The 15,244-nt window shown below is 76.0% G+C and carries 17 protein-coding genes; 6 read left to right on the top strand and 11 right to left on the bottom strand.

The genetic code is table 11. The features are described from left to right. The first annotated feature begins 17 nt into the window (after positions 1-17). The 3 genes from WAB14_RS04640 (at position 18) to WAB14_RS04630 (ending at position 3,790) form a co-directional block, all read left to right on the top strand. A complete protein-coding gene (locus WAB14_RS04640) occupies positions 18-602 on the top strand; it encodes a DUF1003 domain-containing protein (RefSeq protein WP_377002506.1) in 585 nt (194 codons plus the stop codon). Positions 603-669: 67 nt separating this feature from the next. Beyond that, entirely contained in the window at positions 670-2,625 is a 1,956-nt protein-coding gene (locus tag WAB14_RS04635; RefSeq protein ID WP_340267860.1) for an ATPase, T2SS/T4P/T4SS family, read from the top strand. A 25-nt stretch (positions 2,626-2,650) separates the two neighbouring features. Continuing rightward, a complete protein-coding gene (locus tag WAB14_RS04630; protein ID WP_340267858.1) occupies positions 2,651-3,790 on the top strand; it encodes an Mrp/NBP35 family ATP-binding protein in 1,140 nt (379 codons plus the stop codon). 17 nt (positions 3,791-3,807) lie between these two features. On the opposite strand, the gene WAB14_RS04625 is transcribed toward WAB14_RS04630, so the two are convergent. The 3 genes from WAB14_RS04625 to sigE all read right to left on the bottom strand — a co-directional run bounded on the left by WAB14_RS04625 (position 3,808) and on the right by sigE (position 6,612). Further along, positions 3,808-4,350, bottom strand: coding sequence for a twin-arginine translocase TatA/TatE family subunit (locus WAB14_RS04625; protein ID WP_340267856.1), 543 nt, complete (start codon positions 4,348-4,350; stop codon positions 3,808-3,810). Positions 4,351-4,382: 32 nt separating this feature from the next. Further along, positions 4,383-5,948 (bottom strand): S1C family serine protease, encoded by a 1,566-nt coding sequence (locus tag WAB14_RS04620; RefSeq protein ID WP_340267854.1) that lies wholly within the window; start codon positions 5,946-5,948, stop codon positions 4,383-4,385. A 79-nt stretch (positions 5,949-6,027) separates the two neighbouring features. Beyond that, positions 6,028-6,612 (bottom strand): RNA polymerase sigma factor SigE, encoded by a 585-nt coding sequence (sigE, locus tag WAB14_RS04615; RefSeq protein ID WP_340267852.1) that lies wholly within the window; start codon positions 6,610-6,612, stop codon positions 6,028-6,030. A gap of 140 nt (positions 6,613-6,752) precedes the next feature. Between sigE and WAB14_RS04610 the strand changes: the two genes are divergently transcribed. Then, positions 6,753-7,394: an O-methyltransferase gene (locus WAB14_RS04610; protein WP_340267850.1), complete on the top strand. Its 642-nt coding sequence runs from the start codon at positions 6,753-6,755 to the stop codon at positions 7,392-7,394. An 87-nt stretch (positions 7,395-7,481) separates the two neighbouring features. Here the strand turns inward: WAB14_RS04610 and WAB14_RS04605 are convergent, their stop codons facing one another. After that, complete coding sequence (locus WAB14_RS04605) at positions 7,482-7,649, bottom strand: DUF3117 domain-containing protein (RefSeq protein ID WP_340267848.1); 168 nt, start codon at positions 7,647-7,649, stop codon at positions 7,482-7,484. Between the two features lie 180 nt (positions 7,650-7,829). Between WAB14_RS04605 and WAB14_RS04600 the strand changes: the two genes are divergently transcribed. Beyond that, a complete protein-coding gene (locus WAB14_RS04600) occupies positions 7,830-8,648 on the top strand; it encodes an enoyl-CoA hydratase/isomerase family protein (protein ID WP_465251630.1) in 819 nt (272 codons plus the stop codon). Between the two features lie 9 nt (positions 8,649-8,657). On the opposite strand, the gene WAB14_RS04595 is transcribed toward WAB14_RS04600, so the two are convergent. The 7 genes from WAB14_RS04595 to dapE form a co-directional block, all read right to left on the bottom strand. Then, positions 8,658-9,245, bottom strand: coding sequence for a DNA-3-methyladenine glycosylase I (locus WAB14_RS04595; protein ID WP_340267846.1), 588 nt, complete (start codon positions 9,243-9,245; stop codon positions 8,658-8,660). After that, on the bottom strand, positions 9,229-9,753 hold the full coding sequence (locus tag WAB14_RS04590; protein ID WP_340267844.1) for an SRPBCC family protein: 525 nt from the start codon (positions 9,751-9,753) through the stop codon (positions 9,229-9,231). The genes WAB14_RS04595 and WAB14_RS04590 overlap by 17 nt, the downstream gene beginning before the upstream one ends. Further along, entirely contained in the window at positions 9,750-10,124 is a 375-nt protein-coding gene (locus WAB14_RS04585) for a DivIVA domain-containing protein (RefSeq protein ID WP_340267842.1), read from the bottom strand. Before WAB14_RS04585 ends, WAB14_RS04590 begins: the two co-directional genes overlap by 4 nt. Positions 10,125-10,160: 36 nt before the next feature. Beyond that, positions 10,161-11,207, bottom strand: coding sequence for a glucosyl-3-phosphoglycerate synthase (locus WAB14_RS04580; protein WP_340267841.1), 1,047 nt, complete (start codon positions 11,205-11,207; stop codon positions 10,161-10,163). Beyond that, the gene (gene folP / locus WAB14_RS04575; protein ID WP_377002447.1) at positions 11,204-12,121 is read right to left on the bottom strand and encodes a dihydropteroate synthase; all 918 of its coding nucleotides are present in this window, start codon (positions 12,119-12,121) and stop codon (positions 11,204-11,206) included. Before folP ends, WAB14_RS04580 begins: the two co-directional genes overlap by 4 nt. A 130-nt stretch (positions 12,122-12,251) precedes the next feature. Then, the gene (locus WAB14_RS04570) at positions 12,252-13,049 is read right to left on the bottom strand and encodes an LOG family protein (RefSeq protein WP_340267839.1); all 798 of its coding nucleotides are present in this window, start codon (positions 13,047-13,049) and stop codon (positions 12,252-12,254) included. Positions 13,050-13,088: 39 nt separating this feature from the next. Continuing rightward, entirely contained in the window at positions 13,089-14,192 is a 1,104-nt protein-coding gene (dapE, locus tag WAB14_RS04565; protein WP_340267837.1) for a succinyl-diaminopimelate desuccinylase, read from the bottom strand. A 60-nt stretch (positions 14,193-14,252) separates the two neighbouring features. Between dapE and dapD the strand changes: the two genes are divergently transcribed. Then, positions 14,253-15,242 (top strand): 2,3,4,5-tetrahydropyridine-2,6-dicarboxylate N-succinyltransferase, encoded by a 990-nt coding sequence (gene dapD / locus WAB14_RS04560; RefSeq protein WP_340267836.1) that lies wholly within the window; start codon positions 14,253-14,255, stop codon positions 15,240-15,242. The last annotated feature ends 2 nt before the right edge of the window (positions 15,243-15,244 follow it).

Genomic DNA, 15,244 nt, shown 5'->3' with positions numbered 1-15,244 from the left:
TGCGCGAGGCACCGTCGCTGCGCGCCGAGCGCCTCGAGCTCGACGAGCTCCTCGAGCGCGTCGACCGGCGCGGCCGGGCCGGCCTCGACACCCCCGCCGGCCGCGGCTCGCTGCGGCGGCGGCTGCGCCCGCAGACCGACCCGGAGGCCTTCGGCCGGCTCGCCGAGCGCTTCGCGCGATTCATGGGGACGGCCCGCTTCCTCGTCTACATGACGGCGTTCGTCACGGTGTGGCTCGCGTGGAACACCCTCGCGCCGGCCTCGGCGCAGTTCGACCCGCGGGCCCTCAACTACACCCTGCTCACGCTCATCCTGTCCCTGCAGGCCAGCTACGCCGCCCCGCTCATCCTGCTGGCGCAGAACCGGCAGGACGACCGCGACCGCGTGCAGAACGCGCAGGACCGGGCCCAGGCCGAACGCACCCTCGCCGACACCGAGTACCTCACCCGGGAGGTCGCCGCCCTCACGATCGCGCTGCGCGAGGTCGCGACCCGCGACTTCGTCCGCTCCGAGCTGCGGGACCTGCTGGAGGAGCTCGAGGCGCGGCGGGACGACGCCGTCCCGCCGCCGGCAACCGCGACCCTCCCGGAGGGTGACCGCTAGGCCGGACGGCGGCACCGGTCCGCCCGAACGGGTCAAGCGCCGCACCCTGTCTGCCGATCACGTGCGGGTGAGCCTCACCGACGCGCCGACCGGGACCTCCCCCGTCCCGACCGGCACCGACCCCGACGCCGCGACGGACGCCCCGGACGTGCCGGCCGACCGCCGGCGCCGGCTCGGCGACCTCCTCGTCGACGCCCAGGTCATCACGGCCGACCAGCTCCAGGAGGCCCTCGAGGAGCAGCGGCAGCCCGGGCCGCGGCGCCGGCTCGGCCAGGTGCTCGTCCAGCTCGGCTTCCTCGACGAGCGCGACATCGCCGTCACCCTCGCCGAGCAGCTCGGCATGGAGACCCTCGACCTGTCGACCCTGTCGCTGGACCCGGACGTCGTCCGCAGGCTGCCGCAGCAGCAGAGCGAGCGCAGCGGGGTCCTCGTCCTCGACCGGCTCTCCGACGGCCGCTACGTCGTCGCGACGTCCGACCCGACGAACGTCCTCGCCCTCGACGACGCGCGGCTCACCCTCGGCAGCGACCTGCTCCCCATCATCGCGATCGACTCCCAGATCCGGGACCAGCTGCGGCGCGCGTGGGGCCTGTCGGCCTCCGGCGACGGCCTGCAGGACATCGTGTCCGGCATCGGCGTCGAGGAGGAGACCGACGACCTGTCGAGCGCGGGCGTCGACGACGCCCCGACCGTCCAGCTCGTCAACAAGATCTTCTCCGAGGCCGTGCAGCTCAACGCCTCCGACATCCACGTCGAGACGCAGCGCGACAGCCTCCGGGTCCGCTTCCGCATCGACGGCATCCTGCGTGACGTCATGACGGCGCCGCGCCGGGCCGCCGGGGCGGTCCTGTCCCGCATCAAGATCGTCTCGGGCCTCGACATCGCCGAGCGTCGGGTGCCGCAGGACGGCCGCACGCAGATCGTCGTCGGCGGGCACCGCATCGACACGCGCGTCTCCACGCTGCCGAGCCTCCACGGCGAGAAGGCCGTCATCCGCATCCTCACCCGCGGCGACGACGTGCCGCCGCTGGAGGCGCTCGGCTTCGAGCCCGAGCAGCTCGTCCAGCTCCGGCGGGCGCTCGCCGTGCCGCAGGGCCTCGTCCTCATCACCGGCCCCACGGGGTCGGGCAAGACGAACACGCTGTACGCCGGCATCAACGAGATCCTCGACCCCGAGAAGAACATCATCACCCTCGAGGACCCCGTCGAGGTCCAGCTGCCCGGCATCACCCAGGTCCAGGTGAACGTCAAGGCCGGCATGACGTTCCAGGCCGGGCTGCGCTCGGTGCTGCGCCAGGACCCCGACATCGTCCTCGTCGGCGAGGTGCGGGACCAGGAGACCGCCGAGCTCGCGCTCAAGGCGGCCCTCACGGGCCACCTCGTCCTCACGACGCTCCACACGAACTCCGCCGCGGCGGCCCTCACCCGGCTCATCGACATGGGCTCGGACCCGTACCTCGTCGCGAGCTCGCTCACCCTCGCGATCGCCCAGCGCCTCGTCCGCCGCCCGTGCCAGCACTGCGCCGAGACCTACCGGCCGGACGACGACGTGCTCGCGCTCCTCGACCTGCACGCGAGCGACCTCGACGGGGCCACGCCACGGCGTGGCCGCGGCTGCCCCGACTGCGCCGGCACCGGCTACCGCGGCCGGACGGCGGTCTACGAGGTGCTGACCGTCGACGCCGACATGCGCCGGATCCTCGTCCGCGACCCGTCGGAGGAGGCCGTCCTCGCGCAGGCCCGCGCCGCGGGCATGAGCACCCTGCGCGCGTCGGCGATCCGCAAGGCCCTCGACGGTCGCACGACCTTCGAGGAGGTGCTGCGCGTGACGACGGCCGACGCGGGGTCGGCGGGGCACGACGTCGCGTGCGCGGCGTGCGCGCGCCCCGTCGACAAGGACATGCTCGCGTGCCCGTGGTGCGCAGCGGACCTCACAGCCTCCCGCTGCGGCGGCTGCAGCAAGGAGCTCGACGACCACTGGGTCGTGTGCCCGTGGTGCCGCACCGCCCGCGGCGGGACCTGACCCGGACGGCTCCTACCCTGGTGGGGTGAGTCCCTCCCCCCCGAGCGTCGAGCAGGTCCGCGAGGCCCTGTCCGGCGTCGTCGACCCCGAGATCCGCCGTCCCGTCACCGAGCTCGGCATGGTCGAGCACGTCGAGGTGGACGCGGCCGGTCGCGTGCGGGTGCGGCTGCTGCTGACGGTCGCCGGCTGCCCGATGAAGGACACGCTCACCCGTGACACCCGCGGCGCGGTGGCGGCCCTGCCGGGCGTCTCCGACGTCGAGGTGGAGCTCGGCGTCATGTCGCCCGAGCAGCGGGAGGCCCTGCGCACGCAGCTGCGGGGCGGGCAGGCGGAGAAGGAGGTGCCGTTCGCGCGCGCGGGCTCGCGCACCAGGGTCTTCGCCGTCGCCTCCGGCAAGGGCGGCGTGGGCAAGAGCAGCGTGACGGTCAACCTCGCCGTCGCCCTCGCGGAGGAGGGCATGTCCGTCGGGGTCGTGGACGCCGACGTCCACGGCTTCTCGGTGCCGCGCATGCTCGGGGTCGACCGGTCCCCCACCCGCGTCGACGACATGATCCTGCCGCCCGTCGCGCACGGCGTCCGGGTCATCAGCATCGGGATGTTCGTCCCGGGCAACCAGCCCGTCGTGTGGCGCGGGCCCATGCTCCACCGGGCGCTCCAGCAGTTCCTCACCGACGTCTTCTGGGGCGACCTCGACGTCCTGCTCCTCGACCTCCCGCCCGGCACGGGGGACATCGCCATCAGCGTCGCGCAGCTGCTGCCCGGCTCCGAGCTCCTCGTCGTGACGACGCCGCAGCAGGCGGCGGCCGAGGTGGCGGAGCGGGCCGGTTCCATCGCGTCGCAGACGCGTCAGCACGTCGCGGGCGTCGTGGAGAACATGTCGTGGCTCGAGCTGCCCGACGGCTCCCGCCTCGAGGTGTTCGGCAGCGGCGGCGGCGCGCGCGTGGCGGAGTCGCTCGGGCGCACGCTCGGCACCACCGTGCCCGTGCTCGGTCAGGTGCCTCTCGACACCGCGGTCCGCGAGGGCGGCGACGAGGGCGTCCCGGTCGTCGTCCGCGATCCCGGGTCACCGGCGGCCGTCGCGCTCCGGGGCGTCGCGCGCGGGCTGGCGCGGCGGCGGCAGAGCCTCGTGGGCGCGAGCCTCGGGCTCACCCCGAGCAGCCGCTGACGCGCGACCGACCCGGTTCAGGTCGCGTCGTCGTCGACCCCGGCCCGGCGTGCGGCCTCGGCCCACGTCGTGGGCGGAGGGCTCGGTCGGGGCGCGGACCGGCCGGCTCCGCGGGCGGCCGGGCCGGGTCCCGCGGCCGACCGGGAGGCAGCGGCGGAGGTGCCGACCTGACCGGCCGGGGCGACCTGACCGGCGGGCCGCCGTACGGCCTCCGCCCGCTTCGCCGCGGCGCTCGACGCCTTGCCGACGCCCCCGGGCGTGGCGGCGGTCGCTCCGGGCCGCGCCGCGGCGGTGTCGTCGTCGTCCCACACGTCGCTCAGCGCGTTCCGCACGATCCGGCGGGGGTGGTACTGGCGGGGGTCGTAGCGCCGCCAGTCGACGCGGTCGAGGTCGACGCCGATCTCGTCCTTCATCTGGGCCGAGGCCCCGGTCGCGAAGTCGCGGGCGCGCCGGACGAGGCGGGCCGCCTGCCGCGCGAGCTCGGGCAGCCGGTCCGGACCGAGCAGGAGCATGGCGACGAGCGCGATGACGAGGAACTCCCCGCCGTTGATGTCAGGCACGCGCCACCTCCGGGAGCAGGGTAGCCCGGCGCTCAGCCCTGCTCGCCGGCATCCAGCACGACGGTGACGTCGAAGACGTCCTCGCCGCGCCGCACCGTGAGCGTCACCTCGTCGCCCGGCTGCTGCGCCCGGATGGCGACGACGAGCTCGTCGGACTCCGTGACCGGACGGCCCTCGAACGCGAGGATGACGTCCCCCGCGCGGAGCCCGGCCTGGTCGGCGGGGCCCCCGGGGGTGACGGGCGGCTGGTCGCCGGTGGCGTCCTCCTCCTGGACGATCCGCACGCCCTCGCCCTCGTAGAGCCGGTCGAGCAGCACGCCGACGACGGGGTAGGTGGCGACACCGTCCTCGATGAGCTGCTCGGCGGTGCGTGCCGCCTGGTTGCTCGGGATGGAGAAGCCGAGGCCGATGCTGCCCCCGACCTGACCGCCGGGGGCCTGGGCGATGGCGCTGTTGACGCCCACCACCTCGCCGCGGAGGTTGACCAGCGGTCCGCCGGAGTTGCCGGGGTTGATGGCGGCGTCGGTCTGGATGGCGTTGATGAACGCGGTCTCCTGGGCGCCGCCGCCGGCGGACACGGGCCGGTTGAGCGCGCTGACGATGCCGGTCGTCACGGTCGAGTCGAGGCCGAGCGGGGCACCGACCGCGACGACCTGCTCGCCGACGACGACGTCGTCGGAGTCGCCGAACGGCAGGGCGACGAGCGGCCGGTCGACCTCGGCCGGGTCGATGCGGAGGACCGCGACGTCGTAGGAGGGCTCGGTGCCGACCACCTCGGCCGCCACCTGGGAGCCGTCGGACAGCTCGACCATGATGTCGTCGGCGGGCTCGCTCCCTCCGGCCACGACGACGTGGTTGTTGGTGAGGACGAGGCCCTCGGCGTCGATCACGAAGCCGGAACCGGTCCCCTGCCCGGTGTCGCCCTCGACGAGGATCGACACGACGCTCGGCAGGACGGCCGCCGCGATCTGCGACACCGAGCCGGTGCCGTCGAGCGGCGCGGCCGCGCCCTCCCCGAAGGCGTCGGTTCCGCCGTCCCCGGTGTCCGCCGCGCTGCCGCGCTCGGGCAGCGCCCCGGCGCCACCGGGCAGCGCCTCGGCGAGCCCGGTGCGGTCGGCGAGGACGGCACCGCCGACGCCGCCGACCAGACCCGCGACGAGCGCGAGCACAACCGCGACCACGACGACGCCACCGCCACCACGCCGCTGCCGGGACGGCCGCCCGACGGTGTCGACGCGGGGGCCGGCGGAGGGGGGCGGGCCCCACGCCTGCTGCTGACGCCGGTAGGGATCCGGACCGGGGAACGGCGGCCGCGGCCCGTACGCCGGCTGCAGGTGCGGGGTCTGCTGCGGGTACGGCTGCTGGTGCGGGCGCGGCTCCGGTCGGGCGGCCGGCGCCCCCCACATCCCCGTCGGCCCCGTCGAGCCCGTCGGCCCCGTCGGCCCCGTCGGCGCACCGCCCGGCCGCCCCGTGTCGGCGACCCAGCCGTGCGCGGGCGCCGGCCGGGGGAGGTCGACGCGCGTCTCGGCCTCGCGGGACTGCTCGACGCGGTCGTCGCGGGGACCCTCAGGACGCGGCTCGTACGGTGGCTGGCTCATGCGGACCTCTCGTGCGGGGGACGTCCCATTGTCGGGCGGGGCCCTCCCGGCCGCGATCGAGCGGGCGGGAGGGTGGGACTCAGGCCAGCGTCCCCGCCAGCGCCGGACGCACCCCGCCGCGCGTGGGACGCCGGTGCCCGAGGGCCCGGCGCAGCTGCGCCCGGCCGCGGTGGATGCGGGAGCGGACGGTGCCGAGCTTGACGCCGAGAGTGGCGGCGATCTCCTCGTACGTGAGCCCCTCGATGTCGCTCAGCACGACGGCGGCGCGGAACTCCGGCGACAGGGCCGCGAGCGCCTCCTGCACGTCGTCGGTGAGGTTGCGGAACTCGTACGCGCGCTCCGGTCCCGGGTCGGCACCGGGCAGCCGCTCCGCGGCGTCCTCGGCGAGCGCGTCGGTCCGCTGGCGCTGCTTGCGCCGGACGGTGTCGAGGAACAGGTTCGTCGTGATGCGGTGCAGCCAGCCCTCGAACGTGCCGGGGCGGTAGGAGTCGAGCGAGCGGAACACCCGCACGAACACCTCCTGCGTGATGTCCTCCGCGTCGTGCGGGTTGCCCGTCAGCCGGTAGGCGAGGCGGTACACCCGGGCGGAGTGGTCGCGCACGACCTCCTCCCACGTCGGCGGCACCCACGCCTCGGCCGGCCGGGTATCCGTCGCTGTGCTCATGACCCACCTCCTGGCCCCGCATGGTGCTCCGCCAACCTGGGCGGAACCTGGGAGCGGGGTACCCGGTCCGGGCGTGCCGGACACCCGGCGGATCCACGCAGGGTCGACGCCGCGGCTGCGGACGTCACTAGGGTGGGCCGGTGAGCGCGTCGAAGGCGTCCAGCTGGACGTGGACCGAGTCCTGGCTCGAGGAGTCCCCGCCCGTCCGGGGGGCGCGCGAGCGTGCCGGCGAGCTCGGCATCGGCGCGGTGTCGACGGGCGGCGGCGCCCTGCTGACCGTGCTGGCCGCCGCCGTGCAGGCTCGGGCGGTCGTCGACGTCGGCACCGGGGCCGGGGTGTCCGCGCTGCGGCTGCTCGAGGGCATGCCCGCCGACGGCGTCCTCACGAGCATCGACGTCGAGGCCGAGCACACGGGCGCCGCACGCGCCGGGCTGCAGGCCGCCGGCGTGCGCGCCAACCGGTCCCGGGTCATCCACGGCGACGCCGCCGCGGTCCTGCCGCGGCTCGCCGACGGCGGGTACGACCTCGTGCACGTCGACGTCGACGACGCACGGGTCCCGGGCGCGGTCCTCCCGGAGGCGGTGCGGCTGCTGCGTCCCGGCGGGGTCCTCGTCGTGTCCGACGCCCTCGCCCGCGACCGGGTCCCGGATCCCGCGCAGCGGGACGCCCGGACCACGGCGATGCGCGAGCTGCTGCGCGCGGTCCACGACGACGACCGGCTCCTCGCCACCGTGCTGCCCGTCGGGGCCGGCGTCCTCGTCGCGGTGCGGCAGCCGGGCTGACCCCGGACGCGGGACGACCGGCGCACCCGGGGTGCGCCGGTCGTCCCGGTGACGGCGGCCGCGGCCGCCCTCAGGTCGCCCTGCGGGTCAGCTGACGACGCCCTTGAGGGCGTCGCCCAGCTCGCTGGCCTCGGTCGGGGTCATCTCGACCACGAGGCGCCCGCCGCCTTCCAGCGGCACGCGCATCACGATCCCGCGGCCCTCCTTCGTGACCTCCAGGGGACCGTCCCCCGTGCGGGGCTTCATCGCGGCCATTGTCAACTCCTCCACATGTCGGGACCGGTCGGCCACCGTCGCTGCCGACCACGGGCGTGATCGGCGGTGATCCACGTCATTATCCCCTGCCGGACTGCTCGTGTGGGCCGCGCACGGCGCAGACTGCTCCGTTAGCGTCGCGACGGGCGCGGACGGTCCGGGCCGGGACGGAGGCGCGACGTGGCGGGCGACGGGACGACGGACGGGCAGGAGCCCCTGGTACGGGTCATGCGGGACGGGGCGGTCGCGACCGTCGTCCTCGACCGGGCCGAGGGGATGAACGCGCTCACGACCGCCGCCAAGGAGCAGCTCCTCGCCGCGCTCACCGGTGTCGCGGCCGACGACGCGGTGCGCTGCGTCGTCCTCACCGGGACCGGGCGCGCCTTCTGCGTCGGGCAGGACCTGCGCGAGCACGCCGAGGTCCTCGCCGCGGGCGACGTCGACGCCCTGTGGCGCACGGTCCCCGAGCACTACAACCCCCTCGCGCTCACGCTCGCGACGATGCCGAAGCCGGTCGTCGCCGCGGTCAACGGGGTGGCCGCCGGCGCGGGCGCGTCGCTCGCGATGGCGTGCGACCTGCGCCTCGTCGCCCGGGGCGCGGGCTTCAACCTCGCCTTCACGGCCATCGGGCTGTCCGCGGACACCGGCTCGACCTTCTGGCTGCAGCGCCTGGTCGGGGCCGGCCGGGCACTGGACCTGCTGCTGCGGCCGCGCACCGTGCGGGCGCAGGAGGCCCTCGAGATCGGGCTGGCGACGGAGGTCGTCGCCGACGAGGAGCTGCCGGAGCGGGCCGCGGCCGTCGCCGCCGGGCTCGCCGAGGGACCCACGCTCGCGTACGCCGCCGTCCGCCGGGCCGTCCTCTTCTCCGCCACCCACGACCTGCCGGCCTCGCTGGAGCACGAGGCGGGTCTCATGGCGAGCACCGGGTCGACCCGGGACCACGCCGACGCCGTCCGGAGCTTCCTCGCGAAGGAGAAGCCGGTCTTCCACGCCCGCTGAGGCGACCCCTCAACGGGGCGGGACGTGGCAGCCGGCGAGGTGGTCGTCGACGTAGCCGCACGCCTGCATCGCGGCGTAGGCGGTGGTCGGCCCCACGAACGTGAGTCCCGCCCGCTTGAGCGTCCGCGCGAGCGACGTCGACTCCGGGGTGGCGGCCGGCAGGTCGGACAGCCGTTCCGGCCGGCCCCTCGGCGGCGGGCGGTGGGCCTCGAGCACCGCCTCCAGCCCGCCGTCCGCCCGCAGCGCGACGACGGCGCGGGCGTTGCGGACGGTCGCGACGACCTTGGCGCGGTTGCGGATGATGCCCGGGTCGAGGAGCAGGCGCTCGACGTCGTCGTCACCGAAGGCGGCCACCACCTCCGGGTCGAACCCTGCGAACGCCCGCCGGAACCCCTCGCGGCGCCGCAGGATCGTGAGCCACGACAGGCCCGACTGGAACGCCTCGAGGCTGAGCCGCTCGAAGAGGGCGTGCTCGCCGGTGACGGTCCTGCCCCACTCCTCGTCGTGGTAGCGGCGGTAGTCCGCGGGTCGGTCGCCCCACGGGCAGCGCGCGAGCCCGTCGTCGCCGACGACGGGCCCGTCAGGCGCGGGCGCCACCGCGAGCCGAGCCGACTCCCGCCTCGACCTCCGACTCGACCTCCGCGGCCATCGACCGCAGCAGGTACCCGAAGGCGAGCCGGCCGGCGAGCGCGACCGCCGGTGCCGCCAGCCGGGTGAGGGCGACGGGGGCGAGGACGAGGTCCTCCGACCACTCCACCCGCGTGCAGGGGGACCCCGGCGTGGCGGGGAGCGGGACGACGTCCATGCGAGCGGTCCCCCGCACGACGCGCCCGAGCTTGCGGACGTCGCACCGGCCAGGGCTCGTCGAGGTGGGCGGCTCCCACCGGGTGACCTCCATCGGGTCGTCGAACCCGAGGCGGTCGAGCCCGAGGGCCGCCAGCGACGTCCGCCCGACGAACCGGGCCCCCACGCCCGTCGCGAGCGGCGTCGTGACGCGGACCGTCGTGCCCGGCGCCCACCGCGTGTGGGCAGGCCAGTCGACGAGGCGCTCCCACACGCGGTCCGCGGGCGCGGCGACCTCGACGGAGGTCCGGAACGCGGTCACCGCGGCTGCTCCGCGGGCTGCTCGGCCCGTGCCTCAGCCGGTTCCTCGACCGGCTCCTCGACCGGCTCCTCGACCGGCTCCTCGGAGTCCTCGTCCGGCAGCAGCGACCGGAGCCGCGCGATCTCGCGGTCCCGCTCGGCGAGCAGGTCCCGGGCCTGGTCGAGGACGTCGTCGACCTGGTCCATCCGGTACCCGCGAAGCGCGACGGCGAAGCGGGCCCGGTCGAGGTCGCCCGGCTCGCCGACCGGCGCGTCGAGGGGCGGGGCCAGGTCCTCGCGGGTGGGCGTCAGGCCCCCGCCGACGCGACCGAGGGCGACGGCGACGACCGCCCCCAGGGCCAGCACGAGCAGGACGACGAGCACCAGGTCCACGGGTCGATCGTGCCACGCCGGCCCGGACGGGCCCGCTCAGGCGCTTCGCTGCTCCACGCCCGCCGGCCACGCCCCGGCCCGCAGCGCGGCCGTCACGTCGGCCATCGGGGGCCGGTCGTGCACCATGACGTGGGTCGTCTCCTGCACCCAGCGCCCGTCCGGGCCCTGGTCGAACTGGACGAGGTCGACCCCGCCGTCCGCACCCGGCCCGCCCCGGGCCACCGCGCGGGCGAGCTCGAGGCCCGCGGTCCGCCGGGCGATGGTCAGCATGATCTCCTGCGCGGCGACCCCGAGGCTCAGCAGGTCCCGGTGGCGGTGCTTGCGCACGCCGACGTCGACCTGGGCGATGGCGTCGAGCCCGACGAGCGCGAGCGTGTCGAGGAGCAGCCCCACCTCCACGCCGTAGCCGCCGGCGAAGGGCACCTGCTCGAGGAGCTCGCGGGTGCCGGCGTACTCCCCGCCGAGCGGCTGGACGATGCCGCCGAGCTCGGGGGCGAACGTCGCGAGCGCGGGCCGGGCGAGCAGCTCGGTGACCCGGCCGCCCCCGGCCCGCTGCGTCGTCTGCTCCAGGCGCAGCGGCCGCGCGTAGAAGGCCTTGACGAGGTGGACCCCCTCCTCGCGGAGGATCGGTCCCAGGAGCCCGACGACGAGGCTCGCGTGGACGTCGACGAGGTCGGAGTCGGCGTACACGACGACGTCGGCGTCGGTCGCCCGCAGCGCCCGCCACAGGACCTCGCCCTTGCCCGGACGGACCGGGACCTCCGGCAGGGCCTCCTCCCGCGTCACGACGCGGGCGCCCGCGGCGCGGGCGACCTCGACCGTCCGGTCGGTGGACCCGGAGTCCACGACGACCACGTCGTCGACGAGCGGCCCGAGCCCGGGGCCCTGCCGCAGGGTGAGGGGGAGGAACGCGCGGATGACGCCCGCGACGGTCGTCTCCTCGTCCAGCGCCGGCAGGACCACGGCGACGCGCCGGTCCCCCTTGGCCCGCACGAGGTCGGTGGCCGACCACGTGACGTCGTGCCACGTGCGCCGGGCGTACCAGTCGTCCACCTGGGCGCGGCCCGCGCCCGCCCCGCTCACGCGAGCCCCCGGAGGGCGCGCGGGGGCACGAGGTCGCCCCGGACGGCCTCGACGACGTCGAGGGCCCGCCGCGTCGCGCGGGCGTCGTGGGTGCGGAACACGGTCGCGCCGTGCCACGCGGCGATCGAGGTGGCGGCCACGGTCCCCTCCAGTCTCTCCTCGGGTGGCAGGTCGAGCGTCTCGCCGATGAAGTCCTTCCGGCTCAGCGCCATGAGGACCGGGAAGCCGAGACGCACGACGGCGTCGGTGCGCCGGACGAGCGCCAGGCTGTGCCACGTGTTCTTGCCGAAGTCGTGTGTCGGGTCGACGAGGACGGAGCGGGGGTCGACGCCCGCCGCGACCGCCCGCGCGGCGCCCGCCGCGAGCGTGCGGACGACGTCCTCGACGACGCCGTCGTGGCTGTGGCCGTACGTCACGCGGTAGGGCCTCGTGCGGGGCCGGGCACCGCCGGTGTGCGAGACGACATAGCCCGCACCGTGCCGGGCCGCGACGTGGACGAGGTCCTCCTCGTGGCCGGCCCACGTGTCGTTGACGAGCCCCGCACCGGCGGCGCACGCGTGCTCTGCCACGGCGGGCCGCCACGTGTCGACGCTCACGACCACCTCGGGGTGGCGCGCGCGGACGGCGGCGACGAAGCCGACGACCCGGTCGACCTCCTCCTGCTCGGAGACCTCGACGCCGGGTCCCGCCTTCACCCCGCCGACGTCGACGACGTCGGCCCCGCCGGCCACGGCCTCGTCGAGCGCCCGCAGCGCGACGTCGTCGTCCAGCTGCCGGGCCCCGGGGTAGAACGAGTCCGGGGTCCGGTTGAGGACGGCCATGACGACGGTGCGGCCGTGGGGGAAGGCACGGTGGCCGAGCAGCAGAGCAGCATCGGTGGGCGCGCCCGGACGGGCGGCGTCGGTGCGAGCCATGACGGAAGGGTGCCACCGGGACCGGCTCGCAGCCGGGGCGCGACCGACCCCGCCTCGCAGACGTCACACGAGGGCCCGTACGTCACCCCCACGAAACCGTCCGGTGACGCGGCGGAGACGTGCGGCCGCCTCAGTCCCGCGGGCGCGGCGAGGCCTGCCGCGCCCGCACCATGAGGTCGACCGCCTCCTGGGGGTCGTCGGTGAGGGTGAGCAGGTCGAGGTCGCGGGCGCTGATGGTCCCGGCGGCGAGCTGCGTGCCGCGCACCCAGTCGAGGAGGCCGCCCCAGTACGCGCTGCCGAGCAGCACGAGCGGGAACCTCTTGACCTTGCCGGTCTGGACGAGCGTCAGCGCCTCGAAGAGCTCGTCGAGGGTGCCGAAGCCGCCGGGGAGCACGACGAACCCCTGGCTGTACTTGAGGAACATCGTCTTCCGGGCGAAGAAGTAGCGGAAGTTCACGCCGAGGTCGACCCACTCGTTCATGCCCTGCTCGTGCGGCAGCTCGATGCCGAGCCCGACGCTCGTCCCGCCCGCGTCGCACGCCCCGCGGTTCGCCGCGGCCATGAGGCCGGGGCCGCCGCCGGTGATGACGGCGAAACCGGCGTCGACCAGCCGGCGGCCCACCTCGACGCCCGTCGCGTACTCCGGTGAGTCGACGGGCGTGCGCGCCGAGCCGAAGACGCTGACGGCGGGCCCGAGCTCGGCGAGCGCCCCGAAGCCCTCGACGAACTCGCTCTGGATGCGCAGGACCCGCCACGGGTCGGAGTGGACCCAGTCCGCGCGGGACGGCGTCGCGAGCAGCCGCTCGTCGGTCGTCTCCTCCGGCACCTGCGAGCGCCGGAAGCCGATGGGGCCGCGCCGGTACCAGGGGTCGGCGCGCTCCCCCGGCCCGTCCTTCTCGTCTGGCGGGTCGAGGGGCTCGGTGCTCATGCGCAGCAGCGTAGGTGGCGACCGTCGCGCGGGGCCGCGTCAGCCACGCAGCCAGCGCACGAGGGCGTCCGCGCACGAGACGAGCTGGGCGAGGGGCACGCGCTCGTCGTCGGCGTGGGCGAGCTGCGGGTCCCCGGGCCCGAAGTTGACCGCCGGCACGCCGAGCGCCGCGAAGCGGGCGACGTCGGTCCAGCCGAGCTTGGCCCGCGGCGGCTGCCCGGTCACCGGCGCCACGGCCTCGACGAAGGCCCGCGCGGCCGGCCGGTCGAGGCCCGGTCGGGCGCCGGCGGCCTCGTCGGTCAGCTCGAGGTGGACGTCGAGCCCGGCGAGCACCTCCTGCACGTGCGCGTACGCCTCGGCGGGGCTGCGGTCGGGGGCGAAGCGGTGGTTGACCTCGACCGTGCACGCGTCCGGCACGACGTTGCCGGCGATGCCGCCGTGGATGCCGACGGCCTGCAGCCCCTCGTGGTAGCGCAGCCCGTCGACGACGGGCTCGCGCGGTGCGTACGCGGCGAGCCGGGCGAGCACCTCGTGGGCCGCGTGGACGGCGTTGACGCCGCGCCACGCCCGCGCGGAGTGCGCGGCGCGTCCGCGCAGCGTGACGTCGACCCGCAGCGTCCCCTGGCAGCCCCCCTCGACGAGGCCCTCGGTGGGCTCCCCGAGCACGGCGAGGTCGGCGGTGAGCCAGTCCGGCATGGTCCGCGCGAGCCGGCCGAGGCCGTTGCGGGCGGAGTCGACCTCCTCGCAGTCGTAGAAGACGTACGTGACGTCGCGGACCGGCTCCGCCACGGTGCACGCGGCGACGAGTGCCATCGCCACGCCGCCCTTCATGTCCGTGGTGCCGCGCCCCCACAGCACCTCACCCGCGGCGGGGTCGTCGCCCTCCCCCGGCGCCGCCGTCCACGACGGGAGGTTGCCGGCGACCGGCACCGTGTCGAGGTGACCCGCGACGACGACCCGCTCGGCCCGCCCCAGGGAGGTCCGGGCGACCACGGCGTCCCCGTCGCGACGGACCTCGAGGTGGTGCTGGTCCCGCAGCAGCGCCTCGACGGCGTCGGCGAGGGCGCGCTCCTGCCCCGAGACGCTCGGCAGGTCGACGAGGGCGCGGGTGAGGGCGACGGGGTCGTGGACCGGGAGCTGCACCCGCCGACCGTAGCGAGCGCCGGGCCGAGGCCCGCCGCGGGCGCTGTCTAGGCTGTCGGCATGAGCCGCCCTGCCTCCGGAACCGCCCTCGTCACCGTCGTCGACGGCGCCGTCCACGGCGCCGCGCTCGACGGCCAGGTCCTCGACGCCTGGTTCCCCGCCCCCGTCCTCGGCGAGCCCGGTGGGGAGACCGGCGACGTCGCGTGGAGCGACCACCTCACGGCGCTCGCCACGCCGGACGAGGCCCGCGGGGTCCGTCGCGAGGTCCGCGACGTCGTCGTCGACCTCGACGCCGCCCCGGCCGACGCCGTCGACGCCTACCTGCGCCTCCACCTGCTCTCGCACCGGCTGGTCCGCCCCCACGAGGTCGTCCTCGACGGCATCTTCGGGACCCTGTCGACCGTCGTGTGGACCTCGCACGGCCCGTGCCCGGTCGAGGGCTTCGCCCTCACGAAGGTCCGGGTGCAGCGGGCCGACCCCGGCGAGCGGGTCGTCGTCACCGCGGTCGACAAGTTCCCCCGCATGACCGACTACGTCGTCCCCACCGGCGTCCGCATCGGCGACGCGGACCGGGTCCGCCTCGGCGCCCACCTCGCGGAGGGCACCGTCGTCATGCACGAGGGCTTCGTCAACTTCAACGCGGGGACGCTCGGGCAGTCGATGGTCGAGGGCCGGATCAGCGCCGGCGTCGTCGTGGGCGCCGGCTCGGACGTCGGCGGCGGCGCCTCGATCATGGGGACCCTGTCCGGCGGCGGCACGGAGACCATCAGCGTCGGCGAGCGGTGCCTCGTCGGGGCGAACGCGGGCCTCGGCATCAGCCTCGGCGACGACTGCGTCGTCGAGGCGGGGCTCTACCTCACCGCGGCCACGAAGGTCGCCCTGCTGCCGGGCGCCCTGCCCGGTCAGGCGTCCCAGACCGTCCTCAAGGCGTCGCAGCTGAGCGGGGCGAGCGGGCTGCTGTTCCGCCGCAACTCCGTGAGCGGTCAGGTCGAGGGGCTGCCGCGGCACGGCGTCGGGGTGTCGCTCAACCCCGATCTGCACGCCGGCTGACC

It is taken from the genome of Aquipuribacter nitratireducens (genome assembly GCF_037860835.1).
Lineage (GTDB): Bacteria > Actinomycetota > Actinomycetes > Actinomycetales > JBBAYJ01 > Aquipuribacter > Aquipuribacter nitratireducens.
The sequence above is the reverse complement of the archived record's forward strand: the minus strand, read 5'-3'. Positions and strand labels throughout refer to the sequence as shown.